The following is a 23840-nucleotide window of genomic DNA, read 5'->3' as shown; positions in this document are numbered from 1 at the left end:
ACTGGTCGCATGAGCGCGACCGCCCCGCCATCCGGCGTCCCATCGCTGAAATGGATCGCGGCGGTCGGCGCGGGCGCCTTTGCTCTGTTCATGCTGGGCGCCCTGGTGGTCGAACCCGCTCTGAACCGCCTGATCGCGCCGACCGATCTCTCCACCAGGCCTCGCGTGTCCGGACAGGTCGAGGTCGGGGAAGTCGTGCTGTCCGGGCGCTACGTTGCGACCAATTCCGATATGGCGCTCGATGTGGACGGCGGCGCGCTGAGCACGACCACGGGCGGCCGCCTGACCTCGGCGCCGCATCGGCTGGTTCAGGCGGATCAGCCGGCCAGCGTCTCCAGAAGTTTCGCCGACGCCATGGCCGTGCCGCCGATCGCCCAGATCGAGGTGCGGCGCGTCACGGCTGACGAAGACACGCGGCTGTGCGCCGGTCATCCCGTCGGATGGCTGGCCCTAGCCGTGCGGCGCGACGGCTTCGTCCTGATGCCGGTGCGACAGGGGCCGCCGCCGGGCGCTCTTTTGGCCGACGACCGCCTGTGCGCCGTGTTGGACCTCAGCCGATGATGCGAGCTCTGGTGCTGGCGGGGCTGGCCGGACTGGTCGCCGGGCTTCTGACCTGGACCCGACCGGGCGCGACGGATCGCGAAGCGACGGACCCCGTCGTCATTCAGGTGCTCGACAACGGCTTTCACACCGATATCGCCGTGCCGCGCGCCGCGCTGGAACGCCGCGGCGGCTCTCTGGCTCATGCGGTCCAATCCTTGGCGCCCGGCGACTGGATCCTGATCGGCTGGGGCGATGCGAAATTCTACGTCGATCAGCGCCCGATTTCGGATCGGCTGCCTGACGGGGCGCGCGCCTTCCTGCATCCCGGCAATCGATCGGTGCTGATGCTGGCCCCTCGTCGAGAGGATCCGCGGCTGGCCTATGGCGAAGACAGCGCCGCCCTGACCCTGAGCCGTGCCGCATTCAATCATCTGGCCGCGCGGGTCGAGGCCTCGCTTGATCTGTCGAACGGGCGGCCGCGCATCGCAGCCCTGCGGCCCGGCGACGACGCGCGCTTCTTCGCCAGCCGCGAGACCTTCTCCATCCTGCATCTGTGCAATCACTGGACGGCCGGCGTGCTGAACGCCGGCGGCGTCGCCATTCGTCCGGTGCCGGCCATCACCTCGGGCGAGGTGATGCGCTCGGTTCGGGCCGCCGAGCGGGCGCGACAACTGGACAGACCTCCGCTGCGGGACTAGACCGCCCGACTTTCGCCTATCCGGCCGGGTCCGATCCCCAGCGGGCGAACAGGAAGGAGAGGCCGATGGCCCACAAGCAACACACCCGCAACGCCTCCGGTCCTGCTGGACCCAGCCAGCGCCAGCTGCGCGCCGGCGAGCTGATCCGTCACGCCCTGGTCGACATCCTGCGCGAAGAGGATATCCACGACCCGGCCCTGGTCGGCGTCTCCGTCACCGTGACCGAGGTACGGCTGTCGCCCGACCTGAAGCACGCCACCTGTTTCGTCGAGCCGCTGGGGGCCGGGGTCGAGACCGCGCCGACGGCTGGACACGAGAGCGAGATCATCAAGGCGCTGAACGCCCACGCCAAGTTCCTCCGCGGCCAGCTGGGTCGTCGGCTGGACATGAAGTTCACCCCCGATCTGCGCTTCCGCCACGACGAAAGCTTCGACGCCGCCAGCCACATCGACCGCCTGTTCGACGACCCCCGCGTCCGCGCCGACCTGGAGCGCCGCGACGAAGACGAGGGCGATCAGTGATCCTCCGGCCTCAAGTAGCGCGAAGCGCGGTAGGCCAAGCATAATGGCCCGCAAGAAGAAGGGCGACATCGTCGACGGCTGGGTCTGCCTGGACAAGCCGTTCGAGATGGGATCGACCGAGGCCGTCAGCCGCATCCGTCGCCTGTTCAACGCCCAGAAGGCCGGTCACGCCGGGACGCTGGACCCGTTGGCCAGCGGCATCCTGCCTATCGCGCTCGGCGAGGCGACCAAGACCGTGCCGATGATGATGGAGGCGCAGAAGGTCTATCGCTTCACCATCAACTGGGGCGTCTCGACCGACAGCGTGGACCGCGAGGGCGAAATCATAGGCCGCTCCGACATGCGCCCCACGGTCGATCAGGTGAAGACCGCCCTGCCCGCCTTCGTCGGCGAGATCGACCAGACGCCGCCGCGCTTTTCCGCGATCAAGGTGGACGGCGCCCGCGCCTACGACCTGGCCCGCGACGGTGTGGAGTTCGAGCTTCAGGCGCGCCGGGTGACGATCCATTCGGCCGAGGTGACGGATGCGCCCGACGCCGACCACGTGGAGTTGACCATCCGCACCGGCAAGGGCGTCTATGTCCGCTCGCTGGCCCGCGACCTGGCCGCCGCCCTCGGCGCCGAGGGTCATGTCAGCGCCCTGAGACGCGAGCGCGTCGGGCCGTTCAGCACGCAAAACGCCGTCACTCTGGATTCTCTGGAGGAAATGGTGCATAGGGGCGCCGCCTCGGAAGGCTTGCTTGCCGTCGCGACCGCTCTGGACGACATCCCGGAACTGGCCGTGAACGAACAGGACGCCTTCTCGCTTCGGCAGGGACGCCCGATCGTTCTGCTCCCCCGTCAGGTGGAAACCCTCAAGGATCGTCTTACCGGCGGTTCGCGTACGGTTTCAGCCTTTCAGGGCCAGACCCTCGTCGCGCTGTGTCAGTTGCGGGCCGGCCGGCTAGAACCCGACCGCGTTTTCAACCTCTAGGCCCGCGCCATCCGGCAAGGGCCGAGACCCCACGGCCTCAAGTCGCGCGAAGCGCGATAGGCCAAGAAAGGACTCTTACGATGTCGGTTACTGCTGAACGCAAGCACGAGATCATCGCCGATAACGCCCGCTCCGCCGGCGACACCGGCTCGGCCGAGGTTCAGGTCGCGATCCTGTCGGAACGCATCGCCAACCTCACCGAACACTTCAAGACCCACAAGAAGGACAACCACTCGCGTCGTGGCCTTCTGAAGATGGTGTCGCAACGTCGCCGCCTGCTCGACCACCTGAACAAGGTCGACGCCGGTCGCTACCAGGCGCTCATCTCCAAACTGGGCCTGCGCCGCTAAAGCGTCGGATCAGTGTAGAATATGCTTTCGAGGCGCGGGCGGTCACGTCCGCGCCTCGTTGTGCAACTAAGCGCTTCCAGGCCAAGTGGCTGCCGGTTGGCCGCCCGGGAAGCGCGACTACAAGACACGACCTGTGCGCCGCAGGACTTACCGGCGCAGCTGCGAGGGCCATGACGGTCCTCTCCCGGTCGTCGCGATGGCGCGGCGGCCTCTGGATCGAAGGACTGAACGCCGACGCATCCGCCCCATGATGGGACCCCGCACGGAATACGCCGTCCGGGCTACGAAAGACGAAATATGTTCGACATCAAACGCAAGACGATCGACTGGGCCGGCCGCCCGCTGACCCTGGAAACGGGCCGCATCGCCCGCCAGGCCGACGGCGCCGTGCTGGCGACCTACGGCGAGACCGTGGTTCTGGCCACCGTCGTCTATGGCCGCGCGCCCAAGCCCGGCCTGGATTTCTTCCCCCTGACGGTCAACTATCAGGAAAAGACCTTCGCCGCCGGCAAGATTCCGGGCGGCTACTTCAAGCGTGAAGGCCGTCCGTCCGAGAAGGAAACCCTGGTTTCCCGCCTGATCGACCGTCCGATCCGCCCGCTGTTCGTCAAGGGCTTCAAGAACGAGACCCAGGTCGTCGTGACCGTGCTGCAGCACGACATGGAAAACGACCCCGACGTTCTGGGCATGGTCGCCGCCTCGGCCGCCCTGACCATCTCGGGCGTGCCCTTCATGGGCCCCATCGGCGCCGCGCGCGTCGGCCTGATCGATGGCGAGCTGGTTCTGAACCCGGCCATCGACCAGATGCCGTCCTCGGACCTCGACCTGGTGGTCGCCGGCACGCAAGACGCCCTGATGATGGTCGAATCCGAAGCCAAGGAGCTGTCGGAAGAGAAGATGCTCGAGGCCCTGATGTTCGCGCATGCGGGCATGCAGCCGGTGATCGACGCCATCATCGAACTGGCCGAACACGCCGCCAAGGAGCCCTTCGACTTCCAGGCCGAAGATCACTCCGACGTCGTCGCCTCGATCAAGTCGCTGGTCGGCGAAGACATCAAGAGCGCCTACACCCACGCCGGCAAATACGAGCGCCGTTCGGGCGTCGACGCCGCCAAGAAGGCCGCTGCCGCCAAGCTGGTGAAGACCGACGAGAACCCCGACGGCGTCGACGGTTCCAAGTTCTCGGCCGCCTTCAAGGAGTGCGAAGCCGAAGTCCTGCGTCGCGACATCATCGAGAACGCGCACCGCGTCGACGGCCGCGCCCTCGACAAGGTCCGCGCCATCGTGTCGGAAGTCGGCGTCCTGCCGCGCACCCACGGTTCGGCCCTGTTCACGCGTGGGGAAACCCAGGCCCTGGTCGTCGCCACCCTCGGCACCGGCGAGGACGAGCAGTACATCGACAGCCTGCAGGGCACCTACAAAGAGAACTTCCTGCTGCACTACAACTTCCCCCCCTATTCGGTGGGTGAAGCGGGCCGCATGGGTTCGCCCGGCCGTCGCGAGATCGGTCACGGCAAGCTGGCCTGGCGCGCGATCCGTCCGATGCTCCCGACCAAGGAAGACTTCCCCTACACCATCCGTCTGGTCTCCGAGATCACCGAGTCGAACGGCTCGTCCTCGATGGCCACGGTCTGCGGATCGTCCCTGGCCCTGATGGACGCCGGCGTGCCGCTGGTCCGTCCGGTCTCGGGCATCGCCATGGGCCTGATCCTGGAACCGTCGGGCGAGTTCGCCATCCTGTCGGACATCCTGGGTGACGAAGATCACCTGGGCGACATGGACTTCAAGGTCGCCGGCACGTCGGAAGGCATCACCAGCCTTCAGATGGACATCAAGGTCGCCGGCATCACCAAGGAGATCATGCAGCAGGCCCTGACCCAGGCTTCGGCCGGTCGCCTGCATATCCTGGACGAGATGTCCAAGGCCATGGATGCGCCGCGCGCCGAGCTGGGCGAACACGCGCCCAAGATCGAAACGGTCAAGATCCCGGTCGACAAGATCCGTGAAGTCATCGGTTCGGGCGGCAAGGTCATCCGCGAAATCGTCGAGAAGACCGGCGCCAAGATCGACATCGGCGATGACGGCACCATCAAGGTCGCCGCCAACGACCAGGAGAAGATCGACGCCGCCAAGGCCTGGATCCAGTCTATCGCCTCCGAGCCGGAAGTCGGAACCATCTATTCCGGCAAGGTCGTGAAGGTCGTCGACTTCGGCGCCTTCGTGAACTTCTTCGGCGCCAAGGACGGCCTGGTCCACGTGTCCCAGATCGCTCTGGAACGCGTCGCCAACCCGGCCGACGTCCTGTCGGAAGGTCAAGAGGTCAAGGTCAAGTTCCTGGGCTTCGACGATCGCGGCAAGACCAAGCTGTCGATGAAGGTCGTCGATCAGGAAACCGGCGAAGATCTGACGGACAAGATCAACGCCGAGCGCGCCGAGCGCGGCGAGGCCCCGCTGTCGGAAGACACCGGCGGTCGTCCCAAGCGCGACGGTGATCGCGGCGGCGATCGCGGACGTCGTCGTCGCGACTAAGCGACCTCGCATCCAAGACTGATGAGGCCCGGCGGAGCGATCCGCCGGGCCTTTTTCTTTGGTCCGGCGCACAGACTGTCCGCGATTTCACTTGCCGCTTCGGCCCATGCGGTTTCCATTGCCGCATCCAGTTTCGAGGGGCCGTTCCATGTTCGATCGTCGTCGTCTTCTTCAGTCCGCCGCCCTGGGCGCCGGTCTCGTCGCCGTGGGCGGCCCCGCCTTCGCGCGTCAGGCCGGGGCATCGCAGGGCGACGCCGCCGCCCAGCTGAAGACCTTCATGGACGCCACGTTCGAGCAGACGCTGGACAAGAGCCCGGAGGTCGTCACCATGTTCGGCCTGGACAAGGGCGACCGCGCCGCCGCCAAGTCCAAGCTGACCGTTCCGACCGGCGCCGAAGAAGACGACCAGCGCGCCTTCACCCGCCGCCAGCGCGCCGAACTGGCCCGCATCGACCGCTCTAAACTCGATGCACGCAACGCCAACTACTACGACAGCCTGACCCAGAATCTGGACGGGGTGATCGCCACCTACGACATCCCTTACGGGCAGGGCGGCTGGCCCAATCCGTACCGCGTCAGCCAGCAGGGCGGCGCCTATCAGTCCACGCCCGACTTCCTGGCCAACCAGCACACGATCGAGACAACCGCCGACGCCGACGCCTATGTCGCCCGCGTCAACGCCTTCGCTGACGTGCTGCTGGCCGAGACGGATCGATTGAAGGAAGACTATGCGCTGGGCGTCATCCCGCCCGACTTCATTCTGGCCAAGGCGATCCGCCAGCAGGACGGCGTCCTGGCGACGCCTGCGGCGACCTCACCCCTGACCCAGTCGGTCGTGGATCGGGCCCGCGCCAAGGGCCTGACCGGCGATTGGGGCGCGCAGGTGGAACAGCTTGTGACCGAGCGGGTCTATCCGGCCCTGGCCGCCCAGAACACCGTGCTGAAGGCGGCCCAGCCGAACGCCGTGCACGAGGCCTCTGTGCGCCGCCTGCCGCAGGGCGAGCAGTATTACGCCAACAGCCTGCGCTACATCACCACGACCCGGCTGACCGCCGACGAGATCCACCGCACCGGCTTGGAACAGATGGCGGATCTGACGGCGCGCGCCGATGTCCTGCTGAAGGCGCAAGGCCTGACGCAAGGCTCGGTCGCCGAACGGATCAAGGCCCTGGGGGACGATCCCAAATATGTCTACGCCAACACCGACGCCGGCAAGGCCGAGCTGATCACCAAGCTGAACGCCCAGATGGCCGACATGCAGGCCCGTCTGCCCAACGCCTTCGGCCGCCTGCCCAAGGCCAAGGTCGAGATCAAGCGCGTCCCGCCCGAGATCGAGGCCGGCGCGCCGATGGGCTATTACAACTCGCCCAGCCTGGATGGGACGCGACCCGGCATCTACTGGATCAATCTGAAGGACACGGCGGAATGGCCGTCGTGGACCCTGCCGACCCTGACCTATCACGAGGCGACGCCGGGCCACCATCTGCAGATCAGCCTGCAGCAGGAGAGCGAGTCGGCGCCGCTGCTGATGAACCTGCTGGGCTTCTCGTCCTACGTCGAGGGCTGGGGGCTATACGCCGAACAGCTGGCCGACGAACTGGGCGCCTATCAGAGCGATCCGGTGGGCCAGATCGGCTACCTGCAATCGCTGATGTTCCGCGCCGCGCGCTTGGTCGTCGACACCGGCATCCATTCTAAGGGCTGGAGCCGCGAACAGGGCATCCGCTACATGATGGAGGCCTATGGCGATCAGGAAGGCGCTGCGACGTCCGAGGTCGAACGCTATTGCGGCTGGCCAGGCCAGGCCTGCGCCTACAAGGTCGGTCACAACGAATGGGTCCGCCTTCGCGAAAAGGCCAAGACGACCCTGGGGCCCAGGTTCGACATCAAGGGCTTCCACGACACGGCCCTCGCCGCCGGCGGCGTGCCCCTGTCGGTGCTGGAACGGATCGTCGACGGCTGGGTCGCGACCCAAGCCTGAGCACGGCGGCCGCGCCGGGCCGACGAAAAGGATCGGGACGCGTCGGCGCGACGCGTCCGCCCTTTGAGAGTTGCCGCATGCTCGATCGTCGCCGACTTCTGCTGACCGCCGCAGCCACGGCTGCGGTCTCGCCCTCCGTGGCGCAGGCCCAAGCCCAGACCCAGACGACCGACACCGATGCGGACGGGCGCCTGAACAGCCTTCTGGACGGCTGGTTCGAAGCGGACATCGAGGAAAACCCGGAGGGTGCGACCAACCTTGGCCTGGACCGTGGCGCGCGGGCGGGGCTTTCGGCAAAACTCAGCGAAGCCGGGCCGGCCGCCATCCGCAAGGATCGTCAGAAGGCTGTGAGCCGCTGGGCGCACTTGGGCGCCTTCGACCAGAGCGGCCTGTCGCCCGCCGGGGCGCTGAATTACGCCATCGCGGCCTTCGGAGCCGAGACGGCCGCGCAGACGGCGCGCTTCGACTACGGATCGGGCCCGGGACGGCCGTCGCCCTATATCGTGACCCAGCTGTCGGGCGCCTATTTCAGCACGCCCGACTTCCTCGACAATCAGCACCGGATCGAGGACGCAGCGGGCGCCGACGCCTTCCTGTCGCGGCTGGAGGCCTTCTCCGGCGTGCTGGAGGGCGAGACGGCCAAGATCCAAGAAGATGCGGGTCTGGGCGTCATTCCGCCGGACTTCATCATCGACCGGATGCTGCCGCAGATTCGCACCCTGCACGACACGCCCGCCGCCGATCTCGCCATGCTGAAGTCTTTGGCGCGCAAGACCGCCGGGCTGAACCTGACCGGCTATGACGCCCGCGCCGCCGCTATCGTCGATCAGAAGGTCAAGCCGGCCCTGGCCGCCCAGATCGAAGCTTTGGAGGCCCTGCGCCCGCGCGCCACCCACGACGCCGGGGTCTGGCGCCTGCCGGACGGCGAGACCTTCTACGCCGCCGGGCTGAAGGCCAATACGACCACAACTTTGACGGCCAAGGAAATCCACGCGCTGGGTCGCGAACAGGTCGCCGAGATCAGCGCCGAGATCGACGCCATCCTGAAAGCGCAGGGCTATACGCGCGGCACGGTCGGCGAACGCATCCAGGCTCTGAACAAGGAACCGGCCCAACTGTTCGCCAATACAGATGCGGGCAAGGCCGAACTGCTGGCCTGGCTGAACACGCTGGTCGCCGATCTTGAGCCGAAGCTGCCGCAGGTGTTCGGCCGCCTGCCCAAGTCCCACGTCGAGATTCGGCGCGTGCCGGTCTCGATCCAGTCGGGCGCGCCGGGCGGTTACTATCAAGGACCGCCGCTGGATGGATCGCGGCCGGGCGCCTATTACATCAACCTGCGCGACACCGGAAACTGGCCGCGCTTCGCCTTGTCGACCCTGACCTATCATGAGGCGTCGCCGGGGCATCACCTTCAGGTCGCGCTGCAGCGCGAGTCCGGCGAACTGCCGCAATGGCGAAGGGCGGGGGGCTTCTCGGCCTATAATGAAGGCTGGGCCCTGTATGCCGAGGCGGTGGCGGCTGACGATCTGGACGTCTATGCCGGCAATCCATTGGGCCGGGTCGGCTTCCTGATGTCCTATTTGTTCCGCGCCGTGCGACTTGTGGTGGACACGGGCCTGCATTCCGAGCGCTGGAGCCGTGAACAGGCGGTCGACTATATGGCGGCCTCGGGCGCCAAGCCGTTGGATGCGTCCAACAGCGAGATCAACCGATACTGCGTCTGGCCCGGCCAGGCCTGCGCGTACAAGGTCGGCCACACCGTCATCGCGCGCCTGCGCGAAGAGGCCGAAGGCCGACCCGGCTTCGATCTACGGGCCTTCCACGACAAGGTGCTGGAGAACGGATCCTTGCCGCTGGCCGTCCTCGAACGCGTGGTCCGAGGGCAGGCCTAGTTGGCGACCGTCAGGCCGTCGGCCTGGCGCAGGCGGTTGTGGATGTCGGTGGCGGCGACGGCGGCTTCGGCGGTCGCGACGGCGATCTGGTTGAGGCCGCGCACCACGTCTCCGGCGGCATACAGGCCCGGCACGCTGGTGGCCTGGTGCAGATCGACCTCCAACCGGCCGTCGTCGGCGAGGCGCGCGCCCAGCCCTCGGGCCAGGTCGGCGTTCGGCGATGTGCCCAGCGCCGAATAGACCAGGTCGAAGGCGCGACTCTGGCCGGCGTAGGTCAGGGCCGTCACCCGGTCGTTCTCGATGTCGATCGCGTCCAGCGGCGCCAGGATCAGTTCGACGCCCAGCCGTTCCAGTTCGTCACGCCGGCTAAGGGCGTCAGGCGCGCCGATATGGATCAGGGTCACCCGGTCGGAATAGGTGCGCATGAATGCGGCCTCGCGCGCGCCCTTGTCGCTCTGGCCGATGATGGCCACGGCCTTGTCGGTCGCCTCATAGCCGTCGCAGATGGGACAGATGCGGACCAGCGCCTTGCGCACCGCGTCCTCGACGCCCGGCAAGTCGGGATGGTGATCGACGACGCCGGTCGCCAGCAGGACGGCGCGGGCGCGAACGGCGCGGCCATCCATCTCGGCGACAAAGCCGTCGCCGTCCTGGGTCAGCCGCTGGACGCGACCCGGTTCGACGACCGCGCCATACTCCTCGGCCTGTTCACGCATCCGCTTGAGGATGTCCGCGCCGGTGACGCCGGCGGGAAAGCCCGGCATATTGTGGCTGAGCGGGATCCAGCAGGCGCGGGGCGCGCTGCCATCCACCACCAGCGTCCGCCGCCGAAAGCGACCCAGATACGTCGCCGCCGTCAGGCCGGCCGGGCCGGCGCCGATGATCAGAACCTCCGGATCGGTCACCGCGTGCGCCAGGTGACAGCCCACAGGTCGGACGGCACGCCGGCGCATTCGCCCATCACGCTTTCCTGCGTCAGGGTGAAGCCCTGCCCCGTCCAGGCCCAGGTCTGCGCCGCGCCGCAATCGCCCAGGCCGCGCGCCTTGGCGAAGGCCGACAGAGTGCGGGTCTTGGGATCATAGGCGCCGTTGATAGTCGAATTGTCGGGCATGACCGGATCGGACCCCGGCCCTTCCGATCCGGCGAGAACCGCAGGTCGCGGATCGCGACCGCCCGGGCCGGTCAGATGCCAGTTGTGCGTCAGGTTGTAGGCGCCGGCGCCGCAGGGCACCGCCCACAGCTCGGTGCGGGCGTCCAGACGAGCGGACATGACCATGTCGCTGATGTCGGGCGTGGCGGATTCCTTGAGGCAGTCGCCGACGTCGGTGCGAGCGCGTAGCGCGGCGGGCAGGCGCTGGTTCTGATCGCCGAACCCGGCCTGCTCGACGGCCGGAGCGGGGGTGACGATCGGCAGCGGCGGCGCGATCGGCACAAGGGCGGCCGGACGGTCGCCGCGTCGGATCAGCGCGGTGGGCGTATCCAGACGTCCCTGCTTCTCGTCGATCCACAACAGGGCGGCGGCGGCGCCGTGCAAGGACACCTCCTGGGTCGAGGCTCCGCGAATGATCATGACCTTGCCCTGGGCCAGGGCGTCGAGGGCGGCGCGGGCGCCGTCGCGGATTTCACCGACCGGCGCCTCAGCGTCGCTCGTTGCGCCCGACACGGCCGGATAGGCGCGGCCGTCAATGGTCAGGCTGAGGGGGCCGGCGCCCTTGGCCTCGCCGTCGGGCCAATAGCCGAAGACGATCTGCGGCTGGGCGTCAGGGCCCGGCGCCAGGGTGACACGGACCCAGCCGGCGGCGAACTCTGGCGCGAAGCCGAAGGCCCAGCATGTCCCGCCGTTGCCGCAGGTGGCGCTCCAGTCGCGGAAGGTCTTGGTTTCAGGGCGGATCTGCAGCACCGGCGCAGCGGCGGCCGGTGCAGATGGACTGGCGGCCTGGGTCGCGGCAGGCGCCTTGGCCGCATCCCTGTCTCCGCATCCAGCGATGGACAGCGTAGACAGGACAAGGGCCGAAAGGGCGACGCCGCGCGACAGGCCGTTCAGGGTCATGCCTTCTTCAACTCCGACGGCTTGTGCGCCGCGCGTGCGCCGGTCTTGGCGCTCTCGACGATATACTCCGGATTGTCCTTGGAGGCCGCAACCTTGTGGCCCTTGATCTTGGTCTCCGAGGTGACCTTCTTGACCACCTTGCCGGTCGTTGTGCCCTGGCTGTGGTCCCACTTCACCTTGTCGCCGGCCTTGAACGTCTTTTCTGACATGATTGTGCTTCCTTCTGTGTCGCTTCCTGCTCAGCGATCAGCCTGCGCATCAGTTCCGCGTCGATCACGGGCGGCGCCTCGCAGAAGGTGACGATCCAGCGATCCACCAGCTGGCGCTCTTCCTCCGTCATCCTGCCGTCCGTCTCTGTTGCTGGGTTCAAGAGAAGTCCGGGGGCGGCAAAGGGTTCAGGAACGATCTGCGTTATTCCGGGCGGTGACGACGGGCGGCGGGGTTTGCGCGGGCGCGCGGCCTCGCTATACCGCCGCCACGACATTCCCTTCCCCACAGTCACAGGCGGACCGCACGCATGGCCAAGATCAAGGTCGAAAACCCCATCGTCGACATCGACGGCGACGAAATGACCCGCATCATCTGGCAGATGATCAAGGACAAGCTGGTCTTCCCGTTCCTGGATCTCGAGCTGGACTACTACGACCTGGGCATGGAGCACCGCGACGCCACCAACGACCAGGTGACGATCGACGCGGCCCACGCGATCCAGAAGCACGGCGTCGGCGTGAAGTGCGCCACCATCACGCCGGACGAAGCCCGCGTGCAGGAGTTCGGCCTGAAGAAGATGTGGAAGTCGCCGAACGGCACCATCCGCAACATCCTGGGCGGCGTGGTCTTCCGCGAGCCGATCATCTGCTCGAACGTGCCGCGCCTGGTTCCGGGCTGGACCCAGCCGATCGTCGTCGGCCGTCACGCCTTCGGCGACCAGTACAAGGCCACCGACTTCCTGATGCCCGGCCCCGGCACCCTGACGATCAAGTTCGTCGGCGAAGACGGCGAAGTGATCGAGCACGAGGTCTACAAGGCGCCGGGCGCCGGCGTGGCCATGGCCATGTACAACCAGGACGCCTCGATCCGCGAGTTCGCCCACGCCAGCTTCGCCTATGGCCTGCAGCGCAACTACCCGGTCTATCTGTCGACCAAGAACACGATCCTGAAAGCCTATGACGGCCGCTTCAAGGACCTGTTCCAGGAAGTGTTCGACGAGCACTACGCCGCCGAGTTCAAGGCGCGCGGCCTGACCTACGAGCACCGCCTGATCGACGACATGGTCGCGGCTGCGATGAAGTGGTCCGGCGGCTTCGTCTGGGCGTGCAAGAACTACGACGGCGACGTGCAGTCCGACGTCGTGGCCCAGGGCTTCGGCTCGCTGGGCCTGATGACCTCGGTCCTGATGACGCCGGACGGCAAGGTGCTGGAAACGGAAGCCGCCCACGGCACCGTGACCCGCCACTATCGCCAGCATCAGAAGGGCGAGGCCACCTCGACCAACTCGATCGCGTCGATCTTCGCCTGGACGCGCGGCTTCAAGCACCGCGCCAAGCTGGACGGCAACGCCGCCCTGGACCAGTTCGCCGACACCCTGGAGAAGGTGGTCGTGGACACCGTCGAGGCCGGCTTCATGACCAAGGACCTGGCGCTGCTGGTCGGCGACCAACAGGGCTGGCTGACCACCGAAGGCTTCCTCGACAAGGTCGCCGAGAACCTGAAGACCGCTCTGCCGGACGTGGGCTGAGGATAAGGGGAGCTGGAACGCCACGAGGCGTCCGGCCCCCTCCACCGCTTCGCGGTCCCCCTCCCCCGATGGGGGAGGAGACGTCCTCAAGCAGCGCGAAGCGCGATAGGACAAACAAGAATGGCCCCGCCGGATCGCTCCGGCGGGGCTTTTCGTTGTGCGAAGGGCCGGGGCGTGCATGATCGGCGGTAATGAGGATGCGTTCGTGAAGCGGCTGTTCGGAAACCTGGTGCTGGCGGCGGTTGTCGTGGCGGTGCTGTCCTTCTTCGCGGCGCCCGCGGTGGCCTTCTTCGCCGTTCGGTCGGCGGCCGAGGCGAACGACGTGGCTGGGCTGGCGCGGCTGATCGACTTCAACGCGGTGCGCCAGTCGTTGCGGCCGCAGCTGGCGGGACGGCCCGAGGCGATGGCGCCCGCGCCGTCCTTCCTGGAAGACCCCATCGGCGCCTTCCGGCGTCAGATCGAGCAGAACCCGATCCTGCGCCAGCCGGACGTGGACGCCTATCTGACGCCGGCCGCCCTCGACGCGCTGCTGAAGGGCGAGGGCCGATACGCCAGCCAGCGCACGTCGGCGGGCGTGGCGCCGGCCTCGGAGCGCAGCCGCAAGCCCTGGCCCAGCCCCGCCTACTGGAGCGTCAACCGGGCGCGCATGGCGGTGACGGATCAGGGCGGGTCGCGCACCCTGTTCACCTTCGAGCGGCGCGGGCCGTTCGAGTGGAAGCTGGTTCACATCGGCCTGCCCGACGGGACGGCGCCGGCGACGCCGGCCGTCACCGTCACCCCCCGATAAACCCGGCAACCGACGCCGCCCAGCCTGCGTTGGCTTTCCAAGGAGACGACATGAGCCGCAAGATCATAACCGGAGCCCTGATCGCCATCGTCGTCGGCGTGGTCGTCGCCCTGTTCGTCTCGCCCTTCATCGCCGCCCAGGCGCTGGTGCGGGCTGCGCGGACCGGGGATGCGGCCGGGCTGGAGCGGCAGGTGGACTTTCCGGCGTTCCGCACCAGCCTGAAGAGCGAGCTGAACGCCCGCGCGGCCCTGGAAATCCGCAACCGGACCAAGGGCGACACCGGCCTGGCGGCGCTGGGCATGCTGCTGGCCCCGTCGCTGGTCGAAGGCGCGGTCGACAACTTCGTCACGCCGCAAGGCATCGCCGCCATGGTCCGCTCCGGCGAGACGCCCGAACCGGAACGGCCCGTGCCCGCCAACGACACGCCGGCGGTGGACAAGGACAATATCCGCCAGTCCTGGGCCTATCGCGGGCTCAACACCTTCGCCGTCACCCTCACGCGCGACGACCGGCCGGACGATGCGCTGGTGCTGATCATGGAACGCCGCACGCCCTTTACCTGGAAGCTGGCCGGGGTCGATCTGACGCCCGACCCGATGGGTTGAGACGGTCGGGGACAAAAACACTGTCTAAAGTGTCTAATTCGTCTGATTGGACAGCGGGGCGCCGATCAGAATGTGAGTGCAATTGGTGCACTTTGCCTTGGGTGCGCGGCCTCCTCTATGGTGAGCGGAGAGTATAGGGCCGGTGTAGGGCACGCTCAGGAAGCGGACGCTGCGGCCGGCTAAGCCGCTGAGTTGCAAGGCTGTCAGGTTCGAGATTGCGATGGATTACCCTCTCCCTTTGGAGAGGGCTTGAGCGCACGAGCGCGCAGCGATCGTACTTGCGCGAAAGGGTGAGGGTCGGCTGGTGCGACATGGTCCGCCGGCCGACCCTCATCCGGCCCTGCGGGCCACCTTCTCCCACTGGGAGAAGGGCATCGTCATTTAGGCCAGCGCCGCGCGCACCGCCGCCAGGCCGTCTTCGGCCTTGGAGCCGTCGGGGGCGCCGCCTTGGGCGAAGTCGGGTTTGCCGCCGGCGCCCTGGCCGCCCATGGCGATGACGGCGGCGCGGGCCAGGTCGGCGGCGTTGACGCGGTCGGTCAGGTCGGAGGTCACGGCGACGGTGACCGCCGCCTTGCCCTCGGTGACGCCGATCAGGGCGACGACGCCGGTCCCGACCTGTTTCCTGAAGTCTTCGGCGACGCCGCGCAGACCCTTGCCGTCCACGCCGTCCAGCACGCGGGCCATCAGCTTGACGCCGTTGATCTCCTCAGGCGCGGACGCGGCGCCCGAGCCGCCGCCTAGAGCCAGTTGCTTCTTCAGCTCGGCGACCTGTTTCTCCAGCGACTTGACCGAGGCGGTCAGGCTGTCGACGCGGGCAGGGACGTCGGCGGTCTGGACCTTGAAGCTCTGGGCCAGCGAACGGGCGACGCCGGCCTGGGCCAGCAGATACTGACGCGCGGCCTCGCCGGTCAGGGCCTCGATGCGGCGCACCCCGGCGGCGACGCCGGTTTCCTGAACGATCTTGAACAGGGCGATGTCGCCGGTGCGGGCGACGTGGGTGCCGCCGCACAGTTCGACCGAATAGGGGGCGTTGTCGCTGACCAGCGAGCGGCCCAGAGTCAGGACGCGGACCTCGTCGCCGTATTTCTCGCCGAACAGGGCGATGGCGCCGGCCTTGATCGCCTCCTGCGGGGCCATCAGTTTCGTCTCCGCCGGGACGTTCTGACGGATGACCGCATTGACCTCGGTCTCGATGGCCGACAGCTCGGCCTCGGTGAGCGGGGCGCCGTGGCTGAAGTCGAAGCGGGCGCGCTCGGCGTCGACCAGTTGACCCTTCTGGGCGACTGCGGGGCCGAGCACATTCTTCAGCGCCGTGTGCAGCAGGTGGGCGGCGGAGTGGTTGGCGCGGCTGGTGCGGCGCTTCTCGGCGTCCACCAGCTGAGCGGCGCGGGTTCCGATCTCCAGCTTGCCGGCCGTGACCTGGGCCACCAGGACGTGCAGGTCGCCGGCGTGTTTGCGCACATCGATGACCTCGGCCTCTCCGCCCGGCCATTCCAGGGTTCCGTGATCGCCGGCCTGGCCGCCGCTTTCGGCATAGAAGGGGGTGGTGTCGAACAAGACTTCGACGATATCGCCGGCCTCGGCCGTTTCGACCGGCGCGCCGGCGTTCATCAGGGCCAGGACCTCGCCCGAGCCTTCGATATTGTCATAGCCGGTGAAGACGGTCGGCCCCATCCGGTCGCGGATCGCCAGCCATTCGTTGGTGTTGGCGGTCTGGCCCGAGCCCTTCCAGTTCTCGCGCGACCGCTGGCGCTGTTCGGCCATGGCGGCCTCGAAGCCGTCGACATTGACCGAGAAGCCGCGACGACGCGCCTCGTCCTGGGTCAGGTCCAGCGGGAAGCCGTAGGTGTCGGACAGGGTGAAGGCCGTCTGGCCGTCCAGCATGTCGCCGGGACGGAAGCCCTGAACCGCCGTGTCGAACAGGGCCATGCCGCGGCCGAGCGTGGTGCGGAAGCGGACCTCTTCCTGCTTCAGCGTGTCCTCGATGAAGGGCTGGGCGCGGGCCAGTTCGGGATAGGCGTCGCCCATCTGGGCGACCAGGGTCGGGACCAGACGGTGCATCAGGGGGTCGGCGGCGCCCAGCAGGTGGGCGTGGCGCATGGCGCGGCGCATGATGCGGCGCAGCACATAGCCCCGGCCTTCGTTCGACGGAGTGACGCCGTCGGCGATCAGGAATGACGACGAGCGCAGGTGGTCGGCGATGACGCGGTGGCTGGCGGCCTGATCGCCGTCCGACTTGGTCGAGGTGGCGTCTTCGGAGGCGGCGATCAGGGTCTTGAACAGGTCGGTCTCGAACACCGAATGCACGCCCTGGAGCACGGTGGTCATCCGCTCCAGACCCATGCCGGTGTCCACGCTGGGCTTGGGAAGGTTGCGAACGATCTGATCGTTCTCCTTCTCATACTGCATGAAGACGTTGTTCCAGATCTCGACGTAGCGGTCGCCGTCCTCGTCCGGCGAACCGGGAGGGCCGCCCGCGATCTTGTCGCCGTGATCCCAGAAGATTTCGGTGCAGGGGCCGCAGGGGCCCGAGTCGCCCATGGCCCAGAAGTTGTCCGAGCCGGCGATGCGGATGATCTTGTCGTCGGAGAAGCCGGTGACCTTTTTCCAGATCGCGGCGGCCTCATCGTCATCGATATAGACGGTGACCAAGAGGCGTTTGGGATCCAGGTCGAAGTCCTGGGTGACCAGGTTCCACGCCTTCTCGATGGCGTGTTCCTTGAAGTAGTCGCCGAACGAGAAGTTGCCCAGCATCTCGAAGAAGGTCAGGTGGCGGGCGGTATAGCCGACGTTGTCCAAGTCGTTGTGCTTGCCCCCGGCGCGCACGCACTTCTGCGAACTGGTCGCGCGCGGATAGGGCGGCTTGGCGGCGCCGGTGAAATAGTCCTTGAACGGCACCATGCCCGCGTTGACGAACAACAGCGAAGGATCGTTCTGCGGCACCAGCGGGGCCGAATGGACCTTGGCATGGCCGTCCGCCGCGAAATAGTCGAGGTAGGTGGCGCGGATCTCGTTCAGGCTGGGCATTCGGCGTGTCTTCGGCTGGGGCGGTCGCTAGGAACCGGCGTCATATAGGGTTTTGGCGGGGAGCGCATCATCTGCGGGGGGAGAGGCGCGCGCCAGAGAAGACGACGTCTCCTCCCCGCTTTGCGGGGAGGGGGACCGCGAAGCGGTGGAGGGGTTGTGGCCGCCTTACGGCCCTTGATCGGTGACGCTCCGAAGAGCCCCTCCGTCACGGCGCTGAAGAAGCGCCGCGCCACCTCCCCGCAAAGCGGGGAGGAGACGGAAGCGCCTGCTTCACACCCTCGGCGGCGGGCCGAACTTGCCGGACTGGTAGTCCTGGATCGCCTGGATGATCTCGTCGCGGGTGTTCATGACAAAGGGGCCGTGGCTGAAGACCGGTTCGCCGATGGGCTCGGCGTGGCCTAGTAGCACCACGGCGTCGGTGGTCGCCGTGATCTGGACCGTGTCGCCATCGGTCAGGGCGGCGAGGTTCCATTGCGGCACGGGGGCGCCCGCGACGGCGATCTCGCCCTTGACACCATACAGGAAGACATTGCGGCCGGGGGAGACGGACGTCTCGAACGTCGCGCCGGCAGGCAGGCGCACGACGGCCAGATGGATGTCGATCAAAGACTGGATGGGCGCCTTCACGCCCAGCCAGTCGCCAGAGACCGGCTGGACCGTGACGCCGGCCGCGGTGGTAAAGGTCGGGATCTCGGATTTCTGCAGCCCCACATAGTCCGGCCTGGTCATCTTCAGCCGCGACGGCAGGTTCACCCACAGTTGCAGGATCTCCATCGGCCCGCCGTCGCGCTTGAAGGCGGCCGGCGACAGTTCGGCGTGGATCAGGCCCGAGCCGGCGGTCATCCACTGGACGCCGCCCGCCTTGATGATGCTCTCGCCGCCGCCGGAATCGTTGTGGGCCAGCTCGCCATCGAGGATGAAGGTGACGGTCTCGAAGCCCCGGTGCGGGTGCGGACCGAACGGCAGGCCGGCGTTGCCCGGCGCGTAGGTCTGGGGCCCATGGTGGTTCAGGAACAGGAAGGGATCGATCTGGTCCACGCCGGGACCGGGCACTGGGCGACGGGTGGTCAGGTCGCCGATGTCGTCGCGATGGGCGGGGTGCAGGCGAAGGACGGAACGGGGCTGGGTCATTCGCTACATATAGGGTGGCGGATAGATGCTGGCGAGATCAGCCTGAACGGGTCGCCGTGACGGGACGGGCGCGGCCGTCCCGGATCCATTCGCCGGCCCAGCCATTCAAAGCCGGATGCAGATGCAGTTCGCCCTCCGACAGGGGAATGACGACGAGCTCACCCTGGGTCGAGACCGGGCCGGCGAAGCCCATTCGGTCGATCCCGGCCGGCGCGTCCAGACTTCGCCAGGCGCCCTCGACCCGACGGCCCTCGCCCCGGTCAGTCAGGGACAGCGACAGCAAGGGCTTTCCGTCCGGCTGGGCGATGCGCCAGCGGCCGTCCAGCGGACCCATTGCGGCTTCGGCGTCGATCGCGGCCTGGGCCATGCCCTGATCGTAGGTCGTCTGGCTGTCGGAGGGGCTGAACTCATAGTCCCCGGCGTAGTCATCGACCCCGACGGGGGCCGTCAGAGGGCGGCGATGCAGGTCGATCTCGCCGTCCCCCTCGGCCGTTTCGCGCCCGAAACGGGACGGCGGCTGATAGGGGCGGACGGCCGGCGCGCGATAGGTTTCAGGCGTCGCGTCCAGAAGCCCTGTCGTCTGGATGGCGGGCTCCAGGGCGACGGCGGACATCAGGGCGAGCAGCAACATGAGCCCACCCTGCCAAATCGTTCGGCGCGTCGCCTAGCCGTCGAACGGGCGCGGAACGCAAACGTGATCCGTCGTGATGGAACCGACGTAATCCGCACAATCCGTCGATCTGGGGGTCTGTGCGTTGACACCGGCTCCACAGGGTCACAAAAGCCTTGGCAACCGCACACGGCGATTGAATTCATTCGCTTTTGAGAACCATTCGCATGAACCAGCCCAACCCGACGCCGGGTGGCGCCTCAAGCGACCGGACGGGTCGCTTCGTCACTCAACCGAACGGACATATCACGCCGCTGTCGCCTCACATGGGCGTGTGGCGCTGGCACGTCACCATGACGGCCTCGATCCTGTTCCGCGCGACGATCATCGCCGCCACAGTCGGCGTGTTGTTCGTCCTGGCCTGGCTGGGCGCGCTGGCGTTCGGGCCCGAGGCGTTCCAGAGCGCGCTGGATCTGGCTGGATCGCCGCTGGGCCTGCTGGTCTTCTTCGGTCTGACGGTCGTGCTGTTCTCCTTCATCCTGAACGGCGCGCGCCACACCTATAACGACACCGGCAACGGGCTGACGGTGAAGTCGGCGACCGCCCTGTCGAACATCGCCGTCTGGGGGCCGATCCCGCTGGCCGTGCTGTTCTGGGTCGTGCTGTTCGCCACGGGGAGGGTTTCGCTGTGAGCGGCGCCGCAAAGTTCAAGAACAACGTCAAGGTTTCCGAGCGTCACGGCGCCGGCGAATGGCTGATCGAGCGCATCCTGCTGGTGGCCCTGCTGCCGTTGGGCCTGTGGGTCGCCTCGACCGGCTTCACCCTGGCTGGCGCCGGCTATGACGCGGCGATGGCGTGGTTCGCCAATCCGCTGAACGCCGCCCTGATGGCGATCACCGCAGTGATCTTCTTCGGCTACGTCAGCCTGGCTTGGAAAGTCGTTCTGGAAGACTACGTGCCCAACGTCGGAATGCGCGGCCTTCTGGTGCTGCTGCTGAACGTCGTCTTCCTGGTGCTGGCCGCCGCCAGCGTCTTCTTCATCGTGCGGCTGGCGCTGGGCTCGGCGCCGCTGCCCGCTGGTTTCGGAGCCTGATCAACTGATGGCCGCTTACGAACTGATCGATCACGAATACGACGTCGTCGTCGTCGGCGCCGGGGGCTCGGGCCTTCGCGCCGCGCTCGGCGCCGCCCAGCAGGGGCTGAAGGTCGCCTGCGTGACCAAGGTCTTCCCCACCCGCTCGCATACCGTCGCGGCCCAGGGCGGCATCTCCGCCTCGCTCGGCAACATGGGCGAGGACAGCTGGCAGTGGCACATGTACGACACCGTCAAGGGGTCGGACTGGCTGGGCGACCAGGACTCGATCGAATATCTGGTCCGTAACGCGCCCAAGGCCGTCTATGAGCTGGAACACTGGGGCGTGCCCTTCAGCCGCACCGAAGAAGGCAAGATCTATCAGCGCGCCTTCGGCGGCATGACCCGCAACTTCGGCGAAGGCCCGGTGCAGCGCACCTGCGCCGCCGCCGACCGCACCGGTCACGCCATCCTGCACACCCTGTACGGCCAGTCGGTGCGCCGCGAGGTGAAGTTCTTCGTCGAATATTTCGCGCTGGACCTGATCATGCAGGACGGCGCCTGCACCGGCGTGACGGCGCTGCAACTCGACAACGGCCAGCTTCACCAGTTCCGCGCCAAGATGGTGGTTCTGGCGACCGGCGGATACGGCCGCGCCTATTTCAGCGCCACCTCGGCCCACACCTGCACCGGCGACGGCAATGCGATGGTGCTGCGCGCCGGCCTGCCGTTGCAGGACATGGAGTTCGTGCAGTTCCACCCGACCGGCATCTATGGCGCCGGCTGTCTGATCACCGAGGGCGCGCGCGGCGAGGGCGGTTATCTGACCAACTCGGAAGGCGAGCGCTTCATGGAGCGCTATGCGCCGACCGTGAAGGACCTGGCGCCGCGCGACATGGTCTCGCGCTCCATGACCATCGAAATCCGTGAAGGCCGTGGTGTGGGTCCGAACAAGGACCACATCTTCCTGCACCTGGATCACCTGGATCCGAAGATCCTGCACCAGCGCCTGCCGGGCATTTCGGAGTCGGCCAAGATCTTCGCCGGCGTGGATGTGACCAAGGAGCCGATTCCGGTCCTGCCGACCGTGCACTACAACATGGGCGGCATCCCCACGAACTATCACGGCGAAGTCCTGACGCTGCGCGACGGCAACCCCGACAGCGTGGTGCCGGGCCTGATGGCCGTGGGCGAGGCGGCGTGCGTTTCGGTGCACGGCGCCAACCGCCTGGGCTCCAACTCCCTGACCGACCTGGTGGTGTTCGGCCGCGCCGTCGGCCTGCGCTGCGGTGAAGTCGTCGACAAGGCCTCGGCCGTGCCGTCCGCCTCCAAGAGCCAGACCGATCAGCACCTGGCTCGCCTGGACCGCTTCCGCTACGCCGACGGCTCGACCCCGACCGCCGAGCTGCGTCTGTCGATGCAGCGCGCGATGCAGGCCGATGCGGCGGTGTTCCGCACCGGCGAGACCCTGCAACAGGGCACCGACAAGCTGCGCGCCATCGAGGCGGCCGGCGCCGACATCAAGACCACCGATCGCGGCCTGATCTGGAATACGGACCTGGTCGAGACGCTGGAGTACGACAACCTGATCGCCCAGGCGCTGGTGACGATCGAGGGCGGTCTGAACCGCACGGAATCGCGCGGCGCCCACGCCCGCGAAGACTATCCCGATCGCGACGACGTCAACTGGATGAAGCACACCCTGGCGTGGAAGCGTCCGGGCGAGCAGGTCCAGATCGATTATCGTCCGGTCCACAACTACACCATGTCCGACGACATCGCGTATATCGAACCGAAGGCGCGGGTTTACTAAGATGGTCCAGCTGACTCTCCCCCGAGGCTCCAAGCCGACGACCGGCAAGGTCCACAAGGCCGCGCCGGGCTCCAAGGACGTGAAGACCTACAAGGTCTATCGCTACGATCCGGAGACCGACGCCGATCCGCGCTGGGACACCTACGAGGTGCCGACCGGCGACCACGGCCCGATGCTGCTGGACGCCCTGATCCACATCAAGAACACCATCGATCCGACCCTGTCGTTCCGGCGCTCGTGCCGCGAGGGCATCTGCGGCTCGTGCTCGATGAACATCGACGGGCGCAACGCCCTGGCCTGCACCAAGGGCTGGGACGAATGCGCGTCCAGCAACATCACCATCTCCCCCCTGCCCCACCAGCCGGTGGTCAAGGACCTGGTGACGGACCTGAGCCTGTTCTACGCCCAGTACGACTCGATCCAGCCGTATCTGCAATCGGATGAGCCGGACCCCGAGAAGGAACGTCTGCAGACCCCGGCCGAGCGCGAGAAGCTGGACGGCCTGTACGAGTGCATCCTGTGCGCCTGCTGCTCGACCTCGTGCCCCAGCTACTGGTGGAACCAGGAAGAATACCTGGGCCCGGCGGCGCTGCTGCAATCCTATCGCTGGATTTCCGACAGCCGCGACGACGCGACCCAGAAGCGTCTGGACGACCTGGAAGACCCGTTCAAACTGTATCGTTGCCACACGATCATGAACTGCGCCCAGGTCTGCCCCAAGGGTCTGAACCCCGCCAAGGCCATCGCCGAGACCAAGAAGCTGATGGTCGCGCCGAGCCGCAAGAAGGCGGCCTGATTATAGAAACCCCCGAAGCGGCGCTTCGGGGGTTTTTTCTGCGCCCTACTGCGCCAGCTTGAGCCCGCAATGGGCGGCGAAATGCCGAAAATCGGAATCGCCGGAGATCAACGGGATTCCCGCATCGATGCAGGATTGGGCGATCAGGGCGTCGGCCAGCCGCGCCTTGAGGCCCCGCATCGCAAGCGTGCGTCGATTGAGCGCCGCCCGTTCCCAATAGCCGTCGATTACCGGCACGAGCGGCGCCGCGGCCAGAAGACCGTCGAGATCGCTTTCGGGCGATGGGGCGGACAGCAGTTCCGTCAGGACGAGGGGCGGCAACACCAGCCTTTCGTCGCGCAGCGCCTGGCGAACGGCGGGGCGGGACGGACCGTCGAAGCCGTGCAGGAAGTGCAGGACCGCGCTGGTGTCGGCGGCGATCAAGCCGTGCGGTCCGATCCGCCTGGCGTCCGGTCCTGGCGTAGGTCGTCCAGATCGACCTGCAAGGGCGCGCGGCCTTCCAGAGCCAGCATGCGGCGGCTCCAGTCCGCGTGCGTCAGGGTTTCCAGCGCGCGGCGCAGGGTTTCGGTCACGCCTTGGCCCGTTGCATCCTGAGCGGCCGCGAGCAGGCGCGTGGGCAAAATAGCGGTGATCTTTCGCATGTCATTCATCGGTCGATGATGCCATATCGAGATGCTGGCGCCAACTTACGGCCTTGCGCCGCCGCCGTGGCTTGATAAGAGCG

General features: G+C 67.3%; 24 protein-coding genes. 15 read left to right on the top strand and 9 right to left on the bottom strand.

What is annotated here, in order from left to right:
• The first annotated feature begins 9 nt into the window (after nucleotides 1–9).
• The 8 genes from ABIB58_RS12190 to ABIB58_RS12155 all read left to right on the top strand — a co-directional run bounded on the left by ABIB58_RS12190 (nucleotide 10) and on the right by ABIB58_RS12155 (nucleotide 9487).
• Nucleotides 10–561: a hypothetical protein gene (locus ABIB58_RS12190; RefSeq protein ID WP_265150645.1), complete on the top strand. Its 552-nt coding sequence runs from the start codon at nucleotides 10–12 to the stop codon at nucleotides 559–561.
• Nucleotides 558–1241 carry a DUF2459 domain-containing protein gene (locus ABIB58_RS12185; protein WP_265150643.1) on the top strand — a complete coding sequence of 228 codons (684 nt, stop codon included), beginning with the start codon at nucleotides 558–560 and terminating at the stop codon, nucleotides 1239–1241. Before ABIB58_RS12190 ends, ABIB58_RS12185 begins: the two co-directional genes overlap by 4 nt.
• A 65-nt stretch (nucleotides 1242–1306) precedes the next feature.
• On the top strand, nucleotides 1307–1762 hold the full coding sequence (gene rbfA / locus ABIB58_RS12180; protein ID WP_039246761.1) for a 30S ribosome-binding factor RbfA: 456 nt from the start codon (nucleotides 1307–1309) through the stop codon (nucleotides 1760–1762).
• 43 nt (nucleotides 1763–1805) lie between these two features.
• Nucleotides 1806–2735, top strand: coding sequence for a tRNA pseudouridine(55) synthase TruB (gene truB, locus ABIB58_RS12175; protein ID WP_265150641.1), 930 nt, complete (start codon nucleotides 1806–1808; stop codon nucleotides 2733–2735).
• A gap of 80 nt (nucleotides 2736–2815) precedes the next feature.
• Nucleotides 2816–3085: a 30S ribosomal protein S15 gene (gene rpsO, locus ABIB58_RS12170; RefSeq protein WP_017506665.1), complete on the top strand. Its 270-nt coding sequence runs from the start codon at nucleotides 2816–2818 to the stop codon at nucleotides 3083–3085.
• Between the two features lie 297 nt (nucleotides 3086–3382).
• Nucleotides 3383–5614, top strand: a complete 2232-nt coding sequence (gene pnp, locus ABIB58_RS12165; protein ID WP_185224896.1) for a polyribonucleotide nucleotidyltransferase — start codon at nucleotides 3383–3385, stop codon at nucleotides 5612–5614.
• Nucleotides 5615–5762: 148 nt separating this feature from the next.
• A complete protein-coding gene (locus ABIB58_RS12160; protein WP_265150639.1) occupies nucleotides 5763–7595 on the top strand; it encodes a DUF885 domain-containing protein in 1833 nt (610 codons plus the stop codon).
• A 77-nt stretch (nucleotides 7596–7672) separates the two neighbouring features.
• Nucleotides 7673–9487: a DUF885 domain-containing protein gene (locus ABIB58_RS12155; protein ID WP_265150638.1), complete on the top strand. Its 1815-nt coding sequence runs from the start codon at nucleotides 7673–7675 to the stop codon at nucleotides 9485–9487.
• Here the strand turns inward: ABIB58_RS12155 and ABIB58_RS12150 are convergent.
• The 4 genes from ABIB58_RS12150 to ABIB58_RS12135 are packed head-to-tail and all read right to left on the bottom strand — an operon-like array spanning nucleotide 9484 to nucleotide 11877.
• Nucleotides 9484–10392: an NAD(P)/FAD-dependent oxidoreductase gene (locus ABIB58_RS12150; RefSeq protein WP_265150637.1), complete on the bottom strand. Its 909-nt coding sequence runs from the start codon at nucleotides 10390–10392 to the stop codon at nucleotides 9484–9486. The two genes, ABIB58_RS12155 and ABIB58_RS12150, sit on opposite strands and share 4 nt — an antisense overlap.
• Nucleotides 10389–11537: a DUF1176 domain-containing protein gene (locus tag ABIB58_RS12145; RefSeq protein WP_265150636.1), complete on the bottom strand. Its 1149-nt coding sequence runs from the start codon at nucleotides 11535–11537 to the stop codon at nucleotides 10389–10391. Before ABIB58_RS12145 ends, ABIB58_RS12150 begins: the two co-directional genes overlap by 4 nt.
• The gene (locus tag ABIB58_RS12140) at nucleotides 11534–11746 is read right to left on the bottom strand and encodes a hypervirulence associated TUDOR domain-containing protein (protein WP_017506660.1); all 213 of its coding nucleotides are present in this window, start codon (nucleotides 11744–11746) and stop codon (nucleotides 11534–11536) included. Before ABIB58_RS12140 ends, ABIB58_RS12145 begins: the two co-directional genes overlap by 4 nt.
• Nucleotides 11710–11877 (bottom strand): hypothetical protein, encoded by a 168-nt coding sequence (locus ABIB58_RS12135; RefSeq protein ID WP_265150635.1) that lies wholly within the window; start codon nucleotides 11875–11877, stop codon nucleotides 11710–11712. Before ABIB58_RS12135 ends, ABIB58_RS12140 begins: the two co-directional genes overlap by 37 nt.
• A 177-nt stretch (nucleotides 11878–12054) precedes the next feature.
• Between ABIB58_RS12135 and ABIB58_RS12130 the strand changes: the two genes are divergently transcribed.
• The 3 genes from ABIB58_RS12130 (at nucleotide 12055) to ABIB58_RS12120 (ending at nucleotide 14667) form a co-directional block, all read left to right on the top strand.
• Nucleotides 12055–13275, top strand: a complete 1221-nt coding sequence (locus tag ABIB58_RS12130; RefSeq protein WP_265150634.1) for an NADP-dependent isocitrate dehydrogenase — start codon at nucleotides 12055–12057, stop codon at nucleotides 13273–13275.
• Between the two features lie 178 nt (nucleotides 13276–13453).
• Nucleotides 13454–14062 (top strand): DUF2939 domain-containing protein, encoded by a 609-nt coding sequence (locus tag ABIB58_RS12125; RefSeq protein ID WP_354041143.1) that lies wholly within the window; start codon nucleotides 13454–13456, stop codon nucleotides 14060–14062.
• Nucleotides 14063–14112: 50 nt separating this feature from the next.
• A complete protein-coding gene (locus tag ABIB58_RS12120) occupies nucleotides 14113–14667 on the top strand; it encodes a DUF2939 domain-containing protein (RefSeq protein ID WP_265150632.1) in 555 nt (184 codons plus the stop codon).
• Nucleotides 14668–15048: 381 nt separating this feature from the next.
• Here ABIB58_RS12120 and alaS read toward each other — a convergent pair whose 3' ends face one another.
• The 3 genes from alaS to ABIB58_RS12105 form a co-directional block, all read right to left on the bottom strand.
• Entirely contained in the window at nucleotides 15049–17694 is a 2646-nt protein-coding gene (gene alaS, locus ABIB58_RS12115) for an alanine--tRNA ligase (RefSeq protein WP_354041140.1), read from the bottom strand.
• Between the two features lie 270 nt (nucleotides 17695–17964).
• Nucleotides 17965–18825: a pirin family protein gene (locus tag ABIB58_RS12110; protein WP_354041138.1), complete on the bottom strand. Its 861-nt coding sequence runs from the start codon at nucleotides 18823–18825 to the stop codon at nucleotides 17965–17967.
• Nucleotides 18826–18862: 37 nt separating this feature from the next.
• On the bottom strand, nucleotides 18863–19456 hold the full coding sequence (locus tag ABIB58_RS12105; RefSeq protein ID WP_354041136.1) for a hypothetical protein: 594 nt from the start codon (nucleotides 19454–19456) through the stop codon (nucleotides 18863–18865).
• Nucleotides 19457–19662: 206 nt separating this feature from the next.
• Between ABIB58_RS12105 and sdhC the strand changes: the two genes are divergently transcribed.
• Genes sdhC through ABIB58_RS12085 form a run of 4 tightly spaced genes read left to right on the top strand, consistent with a single transcriptional unit; the run spans nucleotide 19663 to nucleotide 23116 of the window.
• Nucleotides 19663–20127 (top strand): succinate dehydrogenase, cytochrome b556 subunit, encoded by a 465-nt coding sequence (gene sdhC / locus ABIB58_RS12100; RefSeq protein WP_205618599.1) that lies wholly within the window; start codon nucleotides 19663–19665, stop codon nucleotides 20125–20127.
• Nucleotides 20124–20528 carry a succinate dehydrogenase, hydrophobic membrane anchor protein gene (gene sdhD, locus ABIB58_RS12095; RefSeq protein ID WP_354041134.1) on the top strand — a complete coding sequence of 135 codons (405 nt, stop codon included), beginning with the start codon at nucleotides 20124–20126 and terminating at the stop codon, nucleotides 20526–20528. Before sdhC ends, sdhD begins: the two co-directional genes overlap by 4 nt.
• 7 nt (nucleotides 20529–20535) lie before the next feature.
• On the top strand, nucleotides 20536–22320 hold the full coding sequence (sdhA, locus tag ABIB58_RS12090) for a succinate dehydrogenase flavoprotein subunit (protein WP_039246736.1): 1785 nt from the start codon (nucleotides 20536–20538) through the stop codon (nucleotides 22318–22320).
• Nucleotide 22321: 1 nt separating this feature from the next.
• Entirely contained in the window at nucleotides 22322–23116 is a 795-nt protein-coding gene (locus ABIB58_RS12085; protein ID WP_017506650.1) for a succinate dehydrogenase iron-sulfur subunit, read from the top strand.
• A 45-nt stretch (nucleotides 23117–23161) separates the two neighbouring features.
• Here ABIB58_RS12085 and ABIB58_RS12080 read toward each other — a convergent pair whose 3' ends face one another.
• Together ABIB58_RS12080 and ABIB58_RS12075 are read right to left on the bottom strand one after the other, a co-directional pair.
• On the bottom strand, nucleotides 23162–23539 hold the full coding sequence (locus ABIB58_RS12080) for a PIN domain-containing protein (RefSeq protein ID WP_354041131.1): 378 nt from the start codon (nucleotides 23537–23539) through the stop codon (nucleotides 23162–23164).
• Entirely contained in the window at nucleotides 23536–23757 is a 222-nt protein-coding gene (locus ABIB58_RS12075; protein WP_265150625.1) for a hypothetical protein, read from the bottom strand. Before ABIB58_RS12075 ends, ABIB58_RS12080 begins: the two co-directional genes overlap by 4 nt.
• Between the last annotated feature and the right edge of the window lie 83 nt (nucleotides 23758–23840).

The sequence above is a fragment of the Brevundimonas sp. UYEF29 genome (genome assembly GCF_040546195.1).
GTDB classification, from domain to species: domain Bacteria; phylum Pseudomonadota; class Alphaproteobacteria; order Caulobacterales; family Caulobacteraceae; genus Brevundimonas; species Brevundimonas huaxiensis.
The sequence above is the reverse complement of the archived record's forward strand: the minus strand, read 5'-3'. Positions and strand labels throughout refer to the sequence as shown.